Origin of the sequence: Nitratireductor aquimarinus (assembly GCF_017255295.1) — a bacterium.
Classification (GTDB): domain Bacteria; phylum Pseudomonadota; class Alphaproteobacteria; order Rhizobiales; family Rhizobiaceae; genus Nitratireductor; species Nitratireductor aquimarinus.
The window spans coordinates 199,758-219,401 of record NZ_JAFKDE010000002.1; the positions used below are offsets into that span (position 1 = coordinate 199,758).

12 protein-coding genes are annotated in these 19,644 nt (G+C 63.3%); 7 read left to right on the forward strand and 5 right to left on the reverse strand.

Features of this window, described 5'->3' with window-relative positions; genetic code table 11:
* The first annotated feature begins 157 nt into the window (after positions 1 to 157).
* A complete protein-coding gene (locus JYP46_RS01085; protein ID WP_113154228.1) occupies positions 158 to 1,621 on the forward strand; it encodes a helix-turn-helix domain-containing protein in 1,464 nt (487 codons plus the stop codon).
* 13 nt (positions 1,622 to 1,634) lie between these two features.
* On the opposite strand, the gene JYP46_RS01090 is transcribed toward JYP46_RS01085, so the two are convergent.
* Positions 1,635 to 2,612 (reverse strand): NADPH:quinone reductase, encoded by a 978-nt coding sequence (locus tag JYP46_RS01090; RefSeq protein WP_113154229.1) that lies wholly within the window; start codon positions 2,610 to 2,612, stop codon positions 1,635 to 1,637.
* Between the two features lie 217 nt (positions 2,613 to 2,829).
* On the opposite strand from JYP46_RS01090, the gene JYP46_RS01095 reads away from it, so the two are divergent.
* The 5 genes from JYP46_RS01095 (at position 2,830) to JYP46_RS01115 (ending at position 8,325) form a co-directional block, all read left to right on the forward strand.
* On the forward strand, positions 2,830 to 4,197 hold the full coding sequence (locus JYP46_RS01095; protein ID WP_222473802.1) for a glutamine synthetase family protein: 1,368 nt from the start codon (positions 2,830 to 2,832) through the stop codon (positions 4,195 to 4,197).
* Between the two features lie 120 nt (positions 4,198 to 4,317).
* Entirely contained in the window at positions 4,318 to 5,415 is a 1,098-nt protein-coding gene (locus JYP46_RS01100) for a polyamine ABC transporter substrate-binding protein (RefSeq protein ID WP_113154231.1), read from the forward strand.
* 25 nt (positions 5,416 to 5,440) lie between these two features.
* Positions 5,441 to 6,580 carry an ABC transporter ATP-binding protein gene (locus tag JYP46_RS01105; RefSeq protein WP_113154232.1) on the forward strand — a complete coding sequence of 380 codons (1,140 nt, stop codon included), beginning with the start codon at positions 5,441 to 5,443 and terminating at the stop codon, positions 6,578 to 6,580.
* A 6-nt stretch (positions 6,581 to 6,586) separates the two neighbouring features.
* Positions 6,587 to 7,498: an ABC transporter permease subunit gene (locus JYP46_RS01110; RefSeq protein ID WP_206546988.1), complete on the forward strand. Its 912-nt coding sequence runs from the start codon at positions 6,587 to 6,589 to the stop codon at positions 7,496 to 7,498.
* A gap of 2 nt (positions 7,499 to 7,500) precedes the next feature.
* Entirely contained in the window at positions 7,501 to 8,325 is an 825-nt protein-coding gene (locus tag JYP46_RS01115; protein ID WP_113154234.1) for an ABC transporter permease, read from the forward strand.
* Positions 8,326 to 8,458: 133 nt separating this feature from the next.
* Here the strand turns inward: JYP46_RS01115 and JYP46_RS01120 are convergent, their stop codons facing one another.
* Entirely contained in the window at positions 8,459 to 10,318 is a 1,860-nt protein-coding gene (locus tag JYP46_RS01120) for an AsmA family protein (protein ID WP_206546989.1), read from the reverse strand.
* Between the two features lie 324 nt (positions 10,319 to 10,642).
* On the opposite strand from JYP46_RS01120, the gene JYP46_RS01125 reads away from it, so the two are divergent.
* A complete protein-coding gene (locus tag JYP46_RS01125; RefSeq protein ID WP_206546990.1) occupies positions 10,643 to 12,601 on the forward strand; it encodes an acetoacetate--CoA ligase in 1,959 nt (652 codons plus the stop codon).
* Positions 12,602 to 12,861: 260 nt separating this feature from the next.
* Here JYP46_RS01125 and JYP46_RS01130 read toward each other — a convergent pair whose 3' ends face one another.
* The 3 genes from JYP46_RS01130 to JYP46_RS01140 all read right to left on the reverse strand — a co-directional run bounded on the left by JYP46_RS01130 (position 12,862) and on the right by JYP46_RS01140 (position 19,476).
* Complete coding sequence (locus JYP46_RS01130; protein WP_206546991.1) at positions 12,862 to 14,559, reverse strand: ABC transporter permease; 1,698 nt, start codon at positions 14,557 to 14,559, stop codon at positions 12,862 to 12,864.
* 96 nt (positions 14,560 to 14,655) lie between these two features.
* The gene (locus tag JYP46_RS01135) at positions 14,656 to 15,714 is read right to left on the reverse strand and encodes a Fe(3+) ABC transporter substrate-binding protein (protein WP_206544643.1); all 1,059 of its coding nucleotides are present in this window, start codon (positions 15,712 to 15,714) and stop codon (positions 14,656 to 14,658) included.
* Between the two features lie 180 nt (positions 15,715 to 15,894).
* Positions 15,895 to 19,476: a PAS domain S-box protein gene (locus JYP46_RS01140; RefSeq protein ID WP_206546992.1), complete on the reverse strand. Its 3,582-nt coding sequence runs from the start codon at positions 19,474 to 19,476 to the stop codon at positions 15,895 to 15,897.
* Between the last annotated feature and the right edge of the window lie 168 nt (positions 19,477 to 19,644).

Consider the following 19,644-nt stretch of genomic DNA (forward strand, 5'->3'; position numbering starts at 1 on the left):
CACAGGCGTTGATCCAGTCGGCTATGGTTCGCATGATCCACCGTCAGAGCAGGATGGCTTCGTGGAACTCCTTCTTCGTCATCCCCGGGCTTGACCCGGGGATCCATGCCGGAACGGTCGCGCCTCGCCGGGGACGCAGAAAACAAGGGGGCCGACCATGGCCAATCAGAAGATATTCGCCGGAGCCCGTATCAGGCGGGTACGCACCGCCAAGGGTCTGACCCAGACGGCCATGGCCGAGGGGCTGGGCATTTCGCCCTCCTATCTGAACCTGATCGAGCGCAACCAGCGGCCGCTCACCGTGTCGCTCATTCTCAAGCTGGCCTCGGTCTACAAGGTCGATCCCGACGAGTTGCAGGGCGAGACCGGCCTGTCGCTTGCCGCGCTTCGCGAAGTGTTTTCCGATCCGCTTCTGGTGGGCGAGCTGCCGGGCGAGCAGGAGCTTGTGGATGTGGCGGAAGCCGCCCCCAATGCGGCTGCGGCGCTGGTCAAGCTCTACCGCGCCTATCGCGAACAGGCCGACCGCATGTCCGACCTCTCCGAAATGCTGGCGCGGGAAGGGCGCACCACCGCCATTTCGGCAACGCGTCTGCCGATGGACGAGGTGCGCGAGACCTTTGAGCGGCATGGCAACCATTTCCCGGCCATAGAGGAAGAGGCGGAGAGCTTTCACAAGCTCATGGGGCAGATGGGGCTTATGGGGCCGGGGGATGATCTTTCCGGCGCGATCCGGGGCTGGCTGAAACAGGAGCACGGCATCGTGGTGCGGGTGCTGCCGGTGGCGACCATGCCGAACTGGCGGCGGCGCTATGACCGGCATTCGCAGCGTCTCTTCATCTCGGAGCGGCTTTCGCCGGCCGATCAGCTGCGCGAGATCGCCATGGAGGCGTGTCTCCTGCGTATGTCGGTGGCGATTGCGGCGGAGATCGAGGCGCTGAAGCTCTCAAGCAATGAGGCGCGCCGGCTGGCCCGGTTCGAACTCGGGCGCTATGCGGCGCATGCGCTGATGATGCCCTATCAGGCGTTTCTGTCGGCTGCCGAGCGCGCGCGCTACGATGTGGACGTGTTGAAATCGCGTTTCGGGGTTTCGTTCGAGCAGGCGGCCAACCGGCTCACCACGCTGGCCCGCCCGGGCGCATCGGGTGTGCCGTTCTTCATGCTCGAAGTGGATCATGCGGGAAACCGCTTCCGCAAGGCAGGCGCGCAGGGCTTTCCGCAGGCGCGTTTCGGCGGCGGCTGTCCAAAGCTTGCCGTTCACGCTGCCTTTGCCCAGCCGGGCCAGATCCTCGTCGAGGCGGTGGAGATGCCCGACGGCGCGGAATTTCTGACGATGGCGCGCACGCTGGAAGGGCCGCAGGGCTCGTTTGCGGAGCGCCCGCGCCGCACGGCGCTTCTGCTGGGGTGCGATCTCGGCTTTCGTGACGGTGTCGTCTATGGCGATGCGCTGCCGGGTGCGCCGGGCAAGGCGGGAGCTGCGCCCACCCATGCGCTCACACCGGTCGGGCCGGCGTGCCGCCTGTGCGAGCGCGCCGGCTGTCTCGCCCGCGCCGAACCGCCGGTCACGCGGCCGCTGGGGCTCGACGAGATGGTGACGGGGCTGAGCGCTTTCGATTTTCAGTAGAGCGCGATGCGTGTCAGGCGATGTCCAGGATCACATTGCCAATGATGTCGCCGCGTTCCACCGCTTCGTGGGCTGCAACGATGTCGCGCAGGGCGAAGCGTTCGCCGATCGCGTGTTTCAGGCTGTTTTTCTCAAGCATCGTGGTGAGCTGGGCGATGGCTGTTTCCCGGTCTTTGGAAAGTAGTTCGTAGACCACGAAGACCTGCAGGGTGAGGCTGTTCCATAACAGGGTCGGGAAGGAAACCGGGATGTCGCCCTGCATGCTGGAGCCGTAGCACACGATCTTGCCGTGCGGCGCGAGCGCGCCATTGGAGATGATCGAGGTGGTGGAATAGAGGTCCATGTCGATCAGGCCGTCCGCGCCCTTGCCGGCGGTGAGGCCCTTCACGGTGGCGGCCACGTCCTTGGCCTTGTAGTCGATCACGAAGTCCGCGCCGGCAGCGCGTGCATGGGCGGCGCGGGAGGCGGAGGCGGTGGCGATGACACGCGCGCCGCGCGCCTTGGCGATCTGGGTGACATAATGGCCGACCGAAGCGCCGGCGCCGATGACGATCAGCGTCTTGCCACGCACATCGCCGAACAGATTGACGGCATGAATGGCGGTGAGGGCGGGAATGCCGAGACATGCGCCGGCGGCGAAATCCACATTGGCTGGAAGCGGCACGGCCTGCGCTTCCGGCAGCGTGATCATCTCGGCGGCGGTGCCGAAGGGGCGTCGCCACTGGCCATTCCAGATCCAGACGCGCTGTCCGACCCGGCCATGGTCCACGCCGGGGCCGACGGCGTCGATCTCGCCAGCGCCATCGCTGTGGGGGATGATGCGTTCGGCATTGAGCGGCCGGCCGCGCCGCGCCTTCACGTCCGACGGGTTCACGCCGGAGGTGGCAAGCCGCACGCGCACTTCGCCGGGACCGGGCGTGGGCGTCGGCATGTCGCCCAGTTCGAGCACGTCGCGGGCTGCCCCATTGCGCTCATACCATGCTGCTTTCATTGCCTTCTCCCCTCGATCAGATGCCCTGCAAGCGTGCCGACCGGCGCTCTCCCGCCATTGACAAGGCCCAAATTTGCGGCGCACGCTTCGTCATCCGCAACGAAGATGCAGGTCAATCTTGAATCGTCCCGAAAGCGTCACCGACCACGACCGTAAGCACAGTTCTCCCATAGCGCCAGCGTCCGGGGGAGGAATTTCAACAGACGGAGCGGAGGCGATGGGGGATTTTATCTCGCCCGAGCACGAGGCCGAATATCGCGCCTTCGTGGAGGAGCATCCCGACCTTGAGGCCGTGGAATTCCTGATTGTCGATCCCAATGGCGTCATTCGCGGCAAGTGGGCGCCGGGCGACAGCCTCAAAAAGGCGTTTCAGGAGGGCGTGAACTTTCCCATGTCGCTGCACGGGCTCGATGTCTGGGGACGCGAGGTGGAGGAGACGGGCCTGCACATCGAAACCGGCGACAAGGACGGCTATTGCCGCGCAACGCGCGGATCGCTTTCCATCGTGCCATGGGCGAGGCGCAAGACGGCGCAGGTGCTCCTGCAGACATTCACCCCCGAGGGTGAGCCTTTCATGGCGGATTCGCGCCAGGTGCTGAAGCACAAGGTGGCCGAGGCCAATGCGCGCGGCTTCTTCCCCGTGGCGGCCTTCGAGCTCGAATTCTATCTGCTCGACCCCGAGAAGCAGGATGCCGCCGGCATGCCGACGCCGCTTGGGGCGGGCGAGGGGCCGGATCGTCTGCGCATGTACGGGCTCGACGATCTCGCCGAGAACGCCGCGCTGTTCGACATGATCCGCGATGCGGCGGACGCGCAGAACCTGCCCATCGACACGATCATCAAGGAGGCGGCGCCCGGCCAGTTCGAGGTCAATCTCAAGCATCGCTCCGATCCGCTCCGGGCCGCTGACGATGTGATCCTCCTGCGGCGGATCGTGATGGGCTGCGCACGTGCGCACGGGCTGACGGCCACCTTCATGGCCAAGCCCTTCATCGATTATGCGGGCAATGGCATGCATGTGCACACCTCCATGCTGGATGGTGAGGGGCGAAACGTGTTTGCGGGGGATGAGGGGCAGGCGCGGCTGCTTTCGGCGGTGGCGGGGCTCATCGACACCATGCCGGAATCGCTCATTCTCTACATCAACACGTGGAACGGGTTCCGTCGCATCACGCCCGGCTCCTACGCGCCGACCCATGCGGTGTGGGCGGAGAACAACCGCTCGGTGGCGCTGCGCATTCCGGTTTCCAATGAAGAGAACCGCCGGGTGGAGCATCGCATCTCCGGCGCGGACGCCAATCCCTATCTGGTGATGGCCGCCATCATTCAAGGCATGATGGAGGGCATGGAGAGCGGCGCGAAGCCGCCGCCGCCGGTCGAGGGAAGCGCCTATGACGAGACGGCGGATCTTGGCCGTGAGCTGCCCGACGACATGGATGACGCGTTGCAGCTCGCCTCCAGAAGCGGCTTCATGGAGCGCGCGCTGGGGCCGCTTCTGGCAAAGGTCTATCGTGATTTGAAGCGGGCGGAAATCATCGCCTTCTGGAGCGAGATCACGCCCCTCGAACGCACCACTTATCTTTGAGCTGAAACAGAAAAATCCCGCTTGTCGCAGTTTGGAAACGACAATAGGGTTGAACCCAAATATGCGGGTGCCGGCGGTGATTTGAACCGCGGCAAACACAGTCCCCAAGGGAGAGATTTCATGCTTCGTAAGACCCTTCTTGCTTCCTGCGTCTCACTCGCCGCGATTGCCGTTTCCACGGCTGCCGGCGCGCAGGACCGCGTCGTCAATGTCTACAACTGGTCGGACTATATCGACGATTCCATCCTTGAGGATTTCACCAAGGAAACGGGCATCAAGGTCGTCTACGACGTCTATGATTCCAACGAAATTCTTGAGACCAAGCTGCTGGCTGGCGGTTCGGGCTATGACGTTGTGGTGCCGTCGGGCGAGTTCCTCGGACGCCAGATCAGCGCCGGCGTGTTCCAGAAGCTCGACAAGGACAAGCTGCCCAACCTCTCCAACATGTGGGACATGATCAACGAGCAGGTCGCGGTCTACGATCCGGGCAACGAGTACTCCATCAACTACATGTGGGGCACCACCGGCGTCGGCTACAATGTCGGCAAGGCCGAAGAAATCCTCGGCACTTCCAAGATCGACACCTGGGATGTGATGTTCACGCCGGAACTGGCGGCGAAGTTCAAGGATTGCGGCATCTACATGCTCGATTCCGCCAGTGAGGTCGTGCGCTCCGCACTGATCTATCTGGGTCTTGAGCCGAACACGCCTTCGGCTGAAGAACTCGCAAAGGCCGAGGAACTGCTGATGGCGGTTCGCCCCTTTGTGCGCAAGTTCCATTCGTCGGAATACATCAACGGTCTGGCCAATGGCGACATCTGCCTGGCGCTTGGCTATTCGGGTGATGTGTTCCAGGCCCGTGACCGTGCGGCGGAGGCCGATCAGGGCGTCGAGGTCGGCTATGCGATCCCGAAAGAGGGCGCGATGCTGTGGTTCGACCAGATGGCCATTCCCGCCGATGCCAAGCATGTCGACGAGGCGCATGAATTCCTCAACTACATCATGCGTCCCGACGTGATCGCCAAGGCTTCCAATTATGTCGTCTACGCCAATGGCAACAAGGCTGCCCAGGCGGAAATGGACGAAGAGGTGGTCGGCGATCCGGCTGTCTATCCGGATGAGGCGACCATGGCCAAGCTCAAGGCTCCGCTGCCCTACGACATGCGCACGCAGCGTCAGGTCACGCGCATGTGGACCAAGGTTGTGACCGGCCAGTAAGGCGCTACAGGGCAGGGGACCGCCGATGAAGTCGCTCGGCAGCACACGTCGCAGCTTCGCGCCCTGGGCCGACCCCCAGGCGAAGCCCTATATCTCTTTCGAGAACGTGACCAAGACGTTCGGTGACTTCACGGCGGTCGATGACCTGTCGCTAAACACCTATGAGCGCGAGTTCTTCGCGCTCCTGGGCGCGTCGGGGTGTGGCAAGACCACGCTCCTGCGCATGCTTGCGGGGTTCGAGCAGCCCACTTCGGGCCGCATCCTCCTCGACGGGCAGGACCTTTCCGGCATTCCGCCGCACAAGCGGCCGGTCAACATGATGTTCCAGTCCTATGCGCTGTTCCCCCACATGACGGTGGAGAAGAACATCGCCTTCGGTCTGAAGCAGGACCGGATGCCGGCGGACGAGATCGCCGACCGCGTGGCCGCGATGCTCAAACTGGTCAAGCTGGAGCCCTTCGCCAAGCGCAAGCCGCATCAGCTTTCCGGCGGTCAGCGGCAGCGCGTGGCGCTTGCCCGCTCGCTTGCGAAACGGCCAAAGCTCCTGCTTCTGGATGAGCCGCTGGGCGCGCTCGACAAGAAGCTGCGCGAGGAAACCCAGTTCGAGCTGATCGATCTGCAATATGATCTCGGCCTCACCTTCATGGTCGTCACGCACGATCAGGAAGAGGCGATGACCATGGCCGACCGCATCGCGGTGATGGACAAGGGCAAGGTCATCCAGGTGGCGACGCCGGCTGAAATCTATGAAGCGCCGAATTCGCGCTTCGTCGCCGACTTCGTCGGCTCGATCAACATGTTCGAGGGAACGGTGACGGCGGCCGACCGGGAGAAGGTGCGGATCGCCGATGCATCCGGTTTCGAACTTTCCGTCATGAACGGGGCGGGCGCCGAACAGGGGGCGACCGTCTGGTTCGCCGTCCGGCCCGAAAAGATCGACATTTCGCGCAATCGCCCGGATGGCGCGGTGAACGCGGTGGAAGGCGAGGTCTGGGACATCGCCTATCTCGGCGACATGACCATCCACCATGTGAAGCTTGATGACGGGCGCATCGTCAAGGCCAGCAGCATCAACCGGCGGCGTGCGGTGGAAGACGTTCTGACCTGGCATGACCGGGCTTGGGTGTCCTTCCCGGCGGATGCCGGTGTGGTGCTGACGCGGTAGGCGGCGATGGCTCGTTTCCTCTCCGCCATCGCGGCCCGTCTGGTCATTGCCGTTCCCTATCTTTGGCTGCTCGTCTTCTTCCTTGCGCCGTTCCTGATTGTCTTCAAGATCTCGCTGTCGGAACCGGCGCTCTCCATGCCGCCCTATATGCCGGCCTTCGATCTGGCAGACGGCATTTCGGGGTTGATCGAGAAGGTGCGCACGCTGTCCTTCGGCAACTATTTCTGGCTGCTGGACGATCCGCTCTACACGAACGCCTATCTGTCGAGCATCTGGATCGCCGGCGTCTCGACGCTGATCACGCTGGCCGTGGGCTATCCCATTGCCTACGGCATGGCGCGCGCGCCGGCCGCGATCCGCCCGACGCTCCTGATGCTGGTGATCCTGCCGTTCTGGACCAGCTTCCTGATCCGCGTCTATGCGTGGATCGGCATTCTGAAGCCCGAGGGGCTGCTCAACCAGTTCCTGATGTTCACCGGCCTTATCGACGAGCCCCTGATCATCCTCAACACCACGACCGCCATCTATATCGGCATCGTCTATTCCTACCTGCCGTTCATGGTGCTGCCGCTCTACTCGACGCTGGAGAAAATGGACGAATCGCTGATCGAGGCTGCGCGCGACCTTGGCTGCTCGCGCACATCGGCGTTCTGGAAGGTGACGTTCCCGCTCTCGCTGCCGGGCGTCGTTGCCGGCTGCATGCTGGTGTTCATTCCGGCGGTGGGCGAGTTCGTCATTCCCGATCTTCTGGGCGGTTCGCAGACGCTGATGATCGGCAAGACGCTGTGGACCGAGTTCTTCAACAATCGCGACTGGCCCGTATCGTCTGCGGTGGCGGTGATCCTGCTTCTGATCCTGATCGTGCCGATCATGCTGTTCCAGCGGTCGCAGGCGCGCTCGCGTGAGGCGGGGAGGTAGAGATGGCTGGAAGCTGGGGACGTTTCAACATCGTGTCGCTGGTGCTGGGCTTTGCCTTTCTGTACCTGCCGATCGTGCTTCTGGTGGTCTACTCGTTCAACGAGTCGCGGCTTGTCACCGTCTGGTCCGGCTTCTCGACCAAATGGTATGTGGAGCTGTTTTCCAATCGCGGCCTGATGGACGCGGCATGGGTGACGGCGCGTGTCGCCTTCCTTTCGGCCACGGTCGCGACCGTGCTCGGCACGATGGGGGCCATCGCGCTCACCCGCTACACGCGCTTTCGCGGCCGGCTGCTCTTCTCGGGCATGGTGTTCGCGCCGCTGGTGATGCCGGAAGTCATCACCGGCCTGTCGCTGCTGCTGCTCTTCGTGGCGATCAATTTCGACCGTGGATTCTTCACCGTCACCATTGCGCATATCACCTTTTCCATGTGTTTCGTGGCGGTGGTGGTGCAGTCGCGGCTTATGAGCTTCGACCAGTCTCTGGAAGAGGCCGCGCTCGATCTCGGCGCAACGCCGCTCAAGGCGTTCTTTCAGGTCACGCTGCCGGTCATCATGCCGGCTGTGGTTTCCGGCTGGATGCTGGCGTTCACCCTGTCGCTCGACGATCTGGTGATCGCAAGCTTCACCTCCGGTCCGGGTGCAACCACGCTGCCAATGAAGATCTATAGCCAGGTCAGGCTGGGCGTGACGCCTGAAATCAATGCGGTCTGCACCATCCTGATCGGCATTGTGGCGACCGGCGTTATCATCGCCTCCGTCATCACCAAGCGGCAGGAAGTGCAGCGCCGCCGCGACGAACAGGCCGCCGCGCGCATCACAGCCTAGGCATGCGTAGAGTTGGCCGGATGGGGCGGGCCTGTCTCTTTCATGTGAGATGATCAGTCGAGCGGGAAGATATCCCCGCTCGCTACGCAGGGCCACCGCAGCAGATGCGTCGGGAGCCTTTGTCTTCTGCGATCTACTCGATCAGAAACGGTGCGATGAACGGGGCGTTCCACGAGCCGCCGATGAAGAAGGTCTCCCGGGGATCACTTTCCCCGGAAGCCTCTTCGCCGTTCTCATCAACCGGCTTGTCGCTTTCGGGCGGCAAGATGCTGCCGGAAAGGGCGATGCCGCGACCGGCGAAGGGAATGAGCCCGCCCAGCGTGATGGTCTCGCCCGTCTCCAGCTTCGCCTCGGCGGTGTCGATCCATGCGATGCCGCCGGCAAGGGTTGCCTTGAGTTCCGCCCCGTCGATAGCCAGTTCGCCATCCGCGATCTCGGTCAGTGGGAAGAAGGAGCCCTTGTCATTGTGCTCGCGGAAGGATTCCAGGTTGAGACCGGGCACGGTGCCTTCGCCGAAACTGGCTGAAATGGAGCCGTCGGAGGTCTCAAGGATTTCATCCAGCGTCTCGCCTTTCCCTTTGAGGAAAACGGAGAAGGAGCCGGGGGCCCGGGGCATGAAGCTGGTGAGGTGCAGCTTCTCGGCCATTGCCCCGCCATTGAGGTTTTCAGCCGTGATGCGAAGCTCTGCCTGATTGTGGCCTTCCACCCTGTCGAGGCGAATGCCGAGCTGCAGCATGCCGCCAAAGGCGGTGGCGTCGGAAATGTCGAGGCTCACCAGCCCGTCGCGAACCTGCGCGGTGGCGGCAATATCGGTCATCGAGACGGAACCTGCCGTGGCTTCATTTGCCGAAAGGCGCAGGTCAAAGTTCAGGTCACGCGCCCACGGAGCGGCCGGGGGGGCGGCCGGTGGGGCGGCTGTGTCTGGCTCCGGCGCCAGCGTGTTCAGAAGCACGCCCAGATCCAGCGCATTGAAAGCCAGCGTGCCGGAAACGGTGGGGTGCGGGTCGGTGAAGGCGATGTCGAACACACCCCGGGCGCTGCTGTCGCCGAGATTGAATTCGGCATTCTCGAACTTCACCCGCGTGGCGTCGCCGGTAATGGTGCTTTTCAGTTTGGCTGCCTTGATGGTGCTGCCGGGCCAGTCCTCGAGCAGCGTCCATTCGAGAACGCGCTGCAGGGAAGGGGCCGCGCTTTCCAGCGTGCCATGCAGGAAGGCGTTGCCGACAATGTCCGCCTGTCCCTTGAAGGAGAGCGTCAGTGGCGCGCTGTTGACCGAGAGGGAAACATTGGTCTTGCCGCCGGCGAGCATGATCAGCGGTTCTGCGCTGGAGGCTTCCACGGCGATGCTCTCGCCATGCCAGATGCCCTTGGCGGAGAGCGTTGCGGAGCGGTCGAGGGCTGGCCAGTTGAGCGTTCCCGTGACGCTGCTCAAGACCGGCGGGCGATTGACGCCGTTGAGCACGATGACGCGCCCGTCCACGATTTCCACCGTTGCGAAACTGTCGTTCGGCAGGGCGCTTGTGTCGGGCTCTGCGGGATTGGCCTGGATCAGGCCGCGCGTTGCCTCGACCGATTGAGCAAGCTTGCCCCACTTCGGAATGGCCGGAATGCGCATGACGCCGCCACTCTCATCGAGCCGCACCACGGGGCGCACGAGGCGGATCTTGGTGAACACCACTTCGCCGCGCAGGGCGGCCAGCGCCGAAAGGTCGATCTCGACCCGCTCTGCTTCCATGACGGCGGGTTGCCCGTCGCCATTCCAGTTGGACAGGACGACATCGTTCAGAACGGCCTTGAAGGAGGGCCAGACGCGGATTTCAGGCGCATCGTCGAGCCGCACGCGGTATCCACTCCACGCACTCACCTGCTGGGCGACGCTGTCGCGGACGATCTGGGTTGAGGCCAGGATTGGCAGGCACAGGATCACCACCACCGCGATCAGAGCGGCAATGGCCAGTGCCCAAATGCTTTTCTTTACTGCCGGCGAGGGCATGGAACCTCATCCCTGGCGCTTTGCGCACCGGTTTGAAACGCCCGATGCCAGTGCAAAACGCTGTTATCACAGGTTGGCGTCAAGCACGACGCAATCAGGCCGACAAACCGCGACCTCACAACTCCTTACGGGTTTAAACATGGCGTATGGCAATTCAAGGATTTGTCGCGCGTCTGCCGGATATTGCACCGCTTTCTGCCGGTTTATGCCGCAAACGGAAGGAAACGGCCGGGTCGCCTCGCTGTTTCAAACGAGACCATTGCCGCAGGACGAGCGGAAATGCATAAGGGGTGCGATTGCCGTAAAGGCCTTTAGGAGGAAAGCATGAGTGCAGCCGAGCCGCTTTGGACGCCATCCGAAACCCGCACGAAGGAAGCTCCGATTACGGCTTTCGCGGAGCGCGCCGAAGCGCTGACCGGAAAGCGCCTGCCCGACTATGCGGCCCTGCATGCCTGGTCGGTCGAGGATCGTGAGGGGTTCTGGTCGCTGCTGTGGGATTTCTGCGGCGTGATCGGCGACAGGGGCGAGCGCGTACTGGTCGATGGCGACCGGATGCCGGGGGCTTCCTTCTTTCCCGACGCGACGCTGAACTTTGCCGAAAATCTCCTGCGCAAGAGCGGTGACGGTGATGCGGTGGTGTTTCGCGGCGAAGACAAGGATGAGCGCCGTCTCTCCTGGGACGAGCTGCGCAATCTGGTCTCAAAGCTCCAGCAGCTCTTCCGGGATCGCGGCCTTAAGGCCGGAGACCGTGTTGCGGCGATGATGCCGAATATGCCCGAGACGCTGGCAGCCATGCTGGCGGCAAGCTCTCTGGGGGCGGTGTGGTCTTCGTGCTCTCCCGATTTCGGTGCGCAGGGCGTTCTCGACCGGTTCGGCCAGATCGAACCGATGATCTTCATCGCGCCGGATGGCTACTGGTATGGCGGCAAATCGTTCGACGTGTCGGAAAAGACGGCTGCCGTGCTCGAAAAACTGCCGAGCGTGAAGCAGGCGCTGATCGTGGACTATCTGGGCAACGCTACGGAAGCCGCCGCAAAAATCGACCGGGCGGACGCGTTCAGCGATGCGATTGCAGCCTATGAGGCTGCGCCGGTTTCATTCGAGCGTCTGCCCTTCTCGCATCCGCTCTACATCCTGTTTTCGTCGGGCACGACGGGCATTCCCAAATGCATCGTGCATTCGGCTGGCGGCACGCTGCTTCAGCACATGAAAGAGCATCGTCTTCATGCCGGGCTGGCGCCGGGCGACCGGCTTTTCTACTTCACCACCTGCGGCTGGATGATGTGGAACTGGCTGATGAGCGGCCTGGCGTCGGAAGTCACGCTTCTGCTCTATGACGGCTCGCCCTTCCATCCCGATGGCAATGTCCTGTTCGACTATGCCGATGCCGAGGGCATGACCTATTTCGGCACGTCGGCCAAGTTCATCGATGCGGTCCGCAAGGCGGATCTGAAGCCGATGGAAAGCCACGACCTGTCGACCGTTCGCACGGTCTCCTCGACCGGCTCGCCGCTGGCGCCGGAGAACTTCTCCTTCGTCTATGAGGGGATCAAGAAGGACGTGCATCTGGCGTCGATCTCCGGCGGCACGGACATTGTGTCCTGTTTTGTGCTCGGCGTGCCGACGCTCCCGGTCTGGGTTGGCGAGATCCAGGCAGCCGGCCTTGGCATGGCTGTCGAGGTCTGGGACGACGAGGGCAAGCCGCTTGTCGAAGGCAAGGGCGAGCTTGTCTGCACGCGCGCCTTTCCGGCCATGCCCCTCGGTTTCTGGAACGATCCGAAGGATGAGAAATACCACGCAGCCTATTTCGACCGGTTCGACAATGTGTGGTGCCATGGCGACTTCGCCGAGTGGACGGAGCATGGCGGCATCGTGATCCATGGCCGTTCCGACGCAACGCTCAATCCGGGCGGCGTGCGCATCGGCACGGCGGAGATCTACAATCAGGTGGAGCAGCTGCCAGAAATCCTCGAGGCGATCTGCATCGGCCAGGACTGGGAAGACGATGTGCGCGTCGTGCTGTTCGTCCGGCTGGCAGAGGGCGTGGAGCTGGACGCGGCGCTGGAAAAGACGATCCGCACCAAGATCCGGACCGGCGCAAGCCCGCGCCACGTGCCGGCGCGCATCGTGGCCGTGAGCGACATTCCGCGCACCAAGTCGGGCAAGATCACCGAACTCGCGGTGCGGGACATCGTGCATGGCCGCGAGGTGAAGAACAAGGAGGCGCTCGCCAATCCCGAGGCGCTCGATCTCTACCGGGATATTCCCGCTCTTCGCAGCTGAAGGGCGGGCGCATGGTTAAGGATCGGTAAAGCCGATATTTACCGAGAATTCACAGGTGGTACAGAAGCGTAAACTTGTCGGTAACCAGGTAAGGTTCTGTTAAGAGATAGCCGCGATAGTGTCGGCTAACTTGACGAGCCGGACACAGGGTCCGACTGTTAGACAGATGTTCGCCAAGCCCCGTTTTTGACAGCATACAAGATCCTTCAAGCGCCCTTTCGGGCGCTTTTTTTTGGCCTGTGTTTCGTGATTTTTTGCGGTCAGGCGTTGCGGTCGCGCATGAGCGGGCCGGACAGAAGAATGACCGGAACGATTGCCGTTGCGATGATCAGCAGCGCGGCCACCGCGCCATCTTCCACCGCGCCGCGCGAGGCGTTTTCATAAACATGGGTGGCCAGCGTGTGAAAGCCGAAGGGCCGCAGCAGGATGGTGGCCGAAAGCTCCTTCACCGTGTCGACAAAGACGAGAATGGCGGCGGTCAGGATGGCCGGCTTCAGGAGCGGCAGGAGCACGGTGAAGGCGCTCTGGTTTGCCGTCTTGCCGAGGCTGCGGGCAGCCTGATCCAGATTGGGCGGCAGCTTTTCAAGGCCGGAGCGGATCGCGCTTTCGGCAAGCGCCAGAAAGCGGATCGTGCAGGCAATCACGATGGAGGCGGCGGTGCCGGTGAGCAGGAGCCCGGTCGAAAGACCGGTATAGCTGCGCACAACGCCGTCGACCGTGTTGTCGATGGCGGCGAGAGAGAGGAGCAGGCCGAGACCGAGGATCGTGCCCGGCAGGGCGTAGCCGACGGAGGCAAGACGCACCAGAACTATCGTGTAGCCCGAGCGGGAGAGGCGCATCGCATTGAGCAGAAGAAGCGCGATGAAGACCGTGAGGAGGGCCGTCACGCCTGCAACCGCAACGCTGGTGAGGAAAGCCTGAAGGATCTGCGGTTCGGCGAACTGGTAGAGGCGGCGGGAGACATAACCGCCGAAAATGAAGAGCGGCACGCCGAAGCCGGACAGGATGGGAAGCGACAGCGCGAAGGTTGCCAGCCAGCCCCGTGCGCCGGCGAGCGGAACACGCGGCGGGCGCACATGCATCTGTGTGGCGCGGGCGCTGTGGAAGCGCTGTTTACGCCGCGCCCACTGCTCTGCCGTCAGCAGCAGAAAGACGATGATCAGCATGACAGCCGCAATCTGGGCTGCGCCCTCCAGGCTGCCCCGGTTGAGCCAGGTGGAATAGACGGAGAGGGTGAGCGTGCGCACACCCAGATATTCCACCGCGCCGATATCGTTCAGCGTTTCCATCATGACCAGAGCCAGGCCGGCGATGATGGCGGGGCGCGCCACCGGCAGGAGAACGCGGAAGAACACGCGCGAGGGCCGCGCGCCGAGCGTGCGCGCCACATCGGCGATGTTGCGCCCCTGCATGAGGAACACGACGCGGGCTGTCAGATAGACGTAGGGAAAGGTGACGGAGGTCACCACCAGCGCCGCGCCCCAGGTGGAGCGGATGTCGGGAAACCAGTAATCACGTGCGCTGGTGAAGCCGAAAATGCTGCGCACGGCCGTCTGCAGCGGCCCGACATAGTGGAAGAACTCGCCGAAGGCGTAGGCCGCCAGATAGGTGGGAACGGCGAGCGGCAGGACCAGCGCCCAGGCAAGAAGCCGGCGCAGTGGAAAATCATAGCCGACCACCAGCCATGCGGACCCGACGCCGATGACGGATGTGCCAAGCGCCACGAGGCCGAGCAGCGCAAGCGTGGTGCCGAGCGACTGGGGAAGCACATAGCGCAGAAGATGCGGCCACGCCTCGCCGGAGCCGGTCAGAGCCACATAGAGGATCGTGGCGATCGGCAGGAGAACGGCAAGCGCGATGACAACGCTGCCGGCAAGCGCAAAGCCGTGTCGCTCGCCCCGGATGCGGGGAAAGCGGCGTTCGCGAAGCGGGGCTGTCGGTGTGTGATAGGATGTCATGACGCCGTGTACCGGAACTCGAATATGCTACTCGTTCCGGCAGAAAGCAAAAAGCCGGGCCTCGAACAAGGCCCGGCTTTGCGGTTCATGGAAAGATCAGCTGGCCGGGCCATCGTCGAGGCCGACGCGGTCGACCATCTCGGAGGCTGCCTTGCGGTGCTTGGCGATCTCTGCGAGCGGCAGGCTATCCGGCTTGATTTCGCCGAAAGACTGGACCGTTTCAGAGACTTCCGCGCCCGGCAGGACCGGATATTCATAGTTGGTCTCGGCGTAGATCGCCTGTGCCTCGGCGCTGCCCAGGAAGCGCATCAGCTCAAGAGCCTGTTCGCGGTTCGGTGCGTGCTTGGCCATGGCCATGCCGGAAATGTTCACATGCGTGCCGCGGTCACCGGAATTGGGGAACAGGACCTTGAGCGAATCGGCCCATTCCTTCTGCTCCGGCTCCTTGTCGTTGTTCATCATGATGCCGACATAGTAGGTGTTGCCGATGCCGAGATCGCACTCGCCGGCAAAGATGGCCTGCGCCTGTCCGCGATCATTGCCGTTCGGCTTGCGGGCCAGATTGGCCTTCAGGCCCTTCATCCACTCCTCGGCCTTCTCCTCGCCGTGATGGGCGATCATCGAGGCGAACAGCGCGATGTTGTAGTTGTGCTGGCCACTGCGCATGCAGATCTTGCCCTTCCACTTGGGATCGGCGAGCTCTTCATAGGTGATCGTGTCCTGCTCGACGCGGTCCTTGGAAGCATAAATCACGCGGCCGCGCGTGGTGACGCCGAACCAGTTGCCTTCCGGATCGCGGAACTCGGAGGGAATTTCGGAATTCACCGTCTCGTCCTCGACGGACTGGGTGATGCCCTTTTCCTTGGCGTTCATCAGGCGGCCGATATCCACGGTGAGGATCACGTCGGCGGGGGAGTTGGAACCCTCGGCTGCGATGCGGTCTTCAAGCCCCTTGTTGAGGAACAGGACTTCGGTGTCGATGCCGGTCTTCTCGGTGAAGGCGTCCAGCAGCGGCTGAATGAGGAAGGGCTGGCGGTAGGAATAGATGTTCACCGTGCCTTCGGCCTGTGCGGCAGGAAGCGTGGCGGCGAGCGATCCGGTAGCAACAAGCGCGGCGAGACCTGCGCGGGCTGCGAGTAATTTCTTGGTCAGCATTTCTGTCTCCTAGCCTGTGGGGTTCAAGGTCCCATGGAAAGTGCCGGGTTTGACCATCCAGCGAGGAGGCTTGTCGTAAAAATTTTCGCAACCGTCAAGGAAAATGCAAGCAATATCATAAGTTTAGAAGTATTCTAAACTGCGGTTATCATGTTTTCCGTGTTTTCCTGGCGGGCAGGCCTAATCGGCGAGAACGCGCGTCGGCGGAAACGAAACCTCGACAAGCGTGCCTTCGCCGGGAACCGAATGGATCGCAAAGGCGGCGCGGTTGGCTTCCACCATGGCGCGGGTCAGCGGCAGGCCGAGCCCGGTTCCGTCACCGCGCTTGCGCTTCAAGCTGTTGATTTGCTTGAAGGGTTTCAGCGCTTCCTCGACTTCAGCCGGGTTCATGCCGATGCCGGTGTCGCGCACCCGCATGACGACGGCTCCATCCGCGCTGTAGGCGGTGGAAACGATCACCTGGCCGCCGGCAGCGGTGTAGCGAACCGCGTTGGAGAGCAGGTTCAGGGCGATCTGACGCACGCTGCGCGGATCGGCCACCACATCGGGCAGGTTGGAGGCGAAGCTCGAACGAATGATGACGCGCTCGCGGTTGGCCTGCGGCTGCATCATGGCGACGGTCTCGCCCAGAATGTCGTTCAGCGAGACGGCCTCGTAGTGCATTTCCTGCTCGCCGGCCTCGATCTTGGAGATGTCCAGCAGATCGTTGACCAGATCGAGCACGTGATTGCCGGACCGGTTGATGTCCCGAAGATAGTCGCGATAGCGGTCATTGCCGATGGGGCCGAACTTCTCGTCCATCATCAGCTCGGAAAAGCCGATGATGGCGTTGAGCGGCGTGCGGATCTCATGGCTGACGCGGGCAAGAAACTCGGTCTTCTGCGAGGAGGCGCGTTCGGCCTCGGCGCGCGCCTGGGTCAGTTCCTCAGCGGCGCGCTTCCACTGGGTGATGTCGCGCAGAACCGCGCAGAAACCGCTTTCGTGCGGCAGGCGGCCAATGGTCATGGACAGAGGGATGAAGCGTCCCTGCGCTTCACGGCCGATGACTTCCAGCCCGTCGTTCAGAACGCTCGCAACGCCATTGTCGGAAAGGCTTTCCAGATGCGCGCGCACGGCGTTCTGGCTCTCGATGGCAAAGAGGGCCGTGAAGGGCTTGCCCGCCACATCCTCGCCATCGAAGCCGAACAGCGCTTCGGCCGGTTGGTTCGTGGAGCGCACATGGCCGTCATTGTCGATGATGACAACGCCATCGGTCGCCGTGTCGACGATGGCGCGCATTTCGGCCAGATGCATCTGCAATTCAGCAGTCTGTCCGGTCTCCGCCGGAGCTTCACTCAAAAGCGGCGCGGCGACGGCTTCCTGCGCAGGCTCTGTCGTTTCGGCTTCCACCGGTTGCAGGGCGAGCAGAAGGGCCTTGCCCGTGCGCCATGGCACGGATTGCAGATGCGCATGCACATCATGCTCGACGCCCTGCGCCGTTTTGAGCGTGAGTGCCTGCGCGTCTGCCGGCGTGTGTGAAACCTCGTAGCTCTCGGGGAAGAGAGCTCCAATGCCGCCGTTTTCTTCAAGCGCGTCCAGATCGGCATAGCCGGTCAGGTCGAAGAAGGCGCGATTGGCAAAGTGCAGCGTGTCGCCGGCATGGATGAGGATCGGCAACGGGAGACCGGCCAGAAGGCTGGTCTCTTCCCGGTCATCGGCGGCTTTTTCGAAGAAGGCCGAGGGCACAACCGGGGCGGTGGAAACGGGCGTCGCCGCTTCTTCTGCCGTCGGCCGGGCTTCGGCTCCTTCGACTGCTTCCACTGCTTCGGTCGTCTCGGGATGCGCGGCTTCGCCCGAAGACGATGCCCCGTCGTCTGCCGTCAGTTCAGGCTCAGGCGCGTGAACGTCCTCAACCGGCATTTCGTCCTCAGCGGCGCTTTCCGCTACCGGCTCGTTTGTTTCTGCAGAGATATCGTCGGGTGCTGCCTCTTCGGCTTCGTGTGACGGCGCTTCTCCTTCCGGCGCGCTGTCTTCCGTTACCGTGCCTTTTACGGCGGGGGCGGCGGGCTGGTCTTCAACAGGTGCTTCGTCTGTCGTCTCAGATGCCGCGACCTTGCCGGCATCGGAAGTCTGCTCGCTGTTTTCGCGCAGACGTGCGCCGATCTCGCGGAAGGCCGTTGCTTCGCTCGGCGAAAGTCCGTTTTCCTTCGCAGGCGCGGTGCGGTGCTCCGAGAGATTGATGATCTTGACGGGTGCTTCCGGCTCGCCTTCGGTTTCCGCATCAGCGGGCTCTTCCGCCTCGTCCGCAGGGGCGTCGTGCAAGTCGGCGTCAAAGGGTGCTTCAACGACTGGCTCTTCCTCGGCTTCCGGTGTCTCCGGCAGCGCGGTTTCGCTGCTTCCGGCTTCCGGTGCAGGCGGCGTTTCGGCACTCTCCACAGGACGGGTCGGAAGCGGCGCGCCGGGAATGAGCACCAGCCCGATGCCCTCGGGATCGGTTACGGCATCGCCCATGCGGGCAAGGCCAAAGCCGTGAAAGCCTTCGAACACGCGGCCGCGGCCATAGATCGGCAGGGCTGCAAGGTCGACGGGAATTTTCAGGTCCGTGCCTTCCAGCGGCCACATGACGGTGCGGCCGGACCAGGTGTCGCGGCGCTCCAGAAGGGTCGCGATGCGGCCATCGGGATCGAGGCCAAAGGCATTCGAAACATCGCGGAAGCGTCGCCCCATCACGTCGGCTGCCGCTGGCCCGATGGCCTCGGCAAAGGCATCGGACAGGGCGGTGAAGCGGCCTTCCGAATCGGTGCGCCATGCAAAGCGCACGGTTCCCTTCGGGCGCTCGCGCTGCGGCGTCTTCCTGGGTTCCTGCGCTTCGGGCTCTACCGTCTCCATGGTGGAGGCGACGTTGTTTTCCTGCGCGGCAGAGGGCGCAATCGGTGCAGACGCGGCGTCCGCTTCGGTCGCCAGTGTCTCTGTCGGCGCATCGTCATGCGCTGTGGTCTGCGCCGCCGGGGCATCCGCAGCCGGAGCATCCGCAGCCGGCTCTTCCACGAGCGGGGAGGGGGCGTCGTCGGGCATGGTCGTCACGGTCGGAGCAGCAGGCGCTTCCTGAAGCGGCGCGTTCTGTTCGTCCACCACGACCAGAAGGTGCCATGCCGGCTCGTCGGTCAGCTTGGCAATGGCGGCGGGGCGCTGGCGCGCGCCGCCTTCGACCATGCGCTTGACCAGGCGATCCGTCTCGTCGCGCACTTCGTCAACGAGCGCGCGCAGGGTCTCGCGCTCGATGCCGAGTTTCTGGAAGCCGCTGGAGGAGGCTGCGACGAGGCCGTTCTCATCGACGAGCGCCGCAAACTGGTCTGCCGCATCGAAGCCCTCAACCGCCGCCGTGGCGCGGAAGGCATCGTCGCGCATGCGCATGGATGTGGCCTTGAGGGCCAGAAGAATGGCCTGCTCGCCGCCGGGCAGGGAAATCGTGGATGCTTCCAGATTGACGACCGGCGCGCGCATGCCGCGGCCAAGCCGCGTGCCAACCGTGCGTTCTCCCGAAATGCGGGGGAAGCCGGGCGTGGCGGAGATCTGCCGGCGGGTCGTTGCCGAAAGATTGCTCTCGGCCCCGATGGCCTCTTCGATGTTGCGATAGCCGATCAGGGCCGCGCCGGGGCCGTTCGCCCAGATCACGGTGTCGAGCGCGCGCGACAGGACGAGCAGCGCATCGCCCGCTGCGAAGCGCTCACGCACCCGGTCCAGCACCGCAATGTCAACGAAGGAGTATGAGACAGACGCCATTCAAACGAGCCAACAATTATCCTGTATGCGCCCGGCCGGGAATCGCTGGCCGGGAGAACCGCATCGTTTCAAACAGCATCGGGCTGCCATCCTCAACCGCAGAACGCGGCATCCCGATAACGATGTTAACGCCTTATTAATAAAAGCATGTGGCCGCGAGGTCCACAA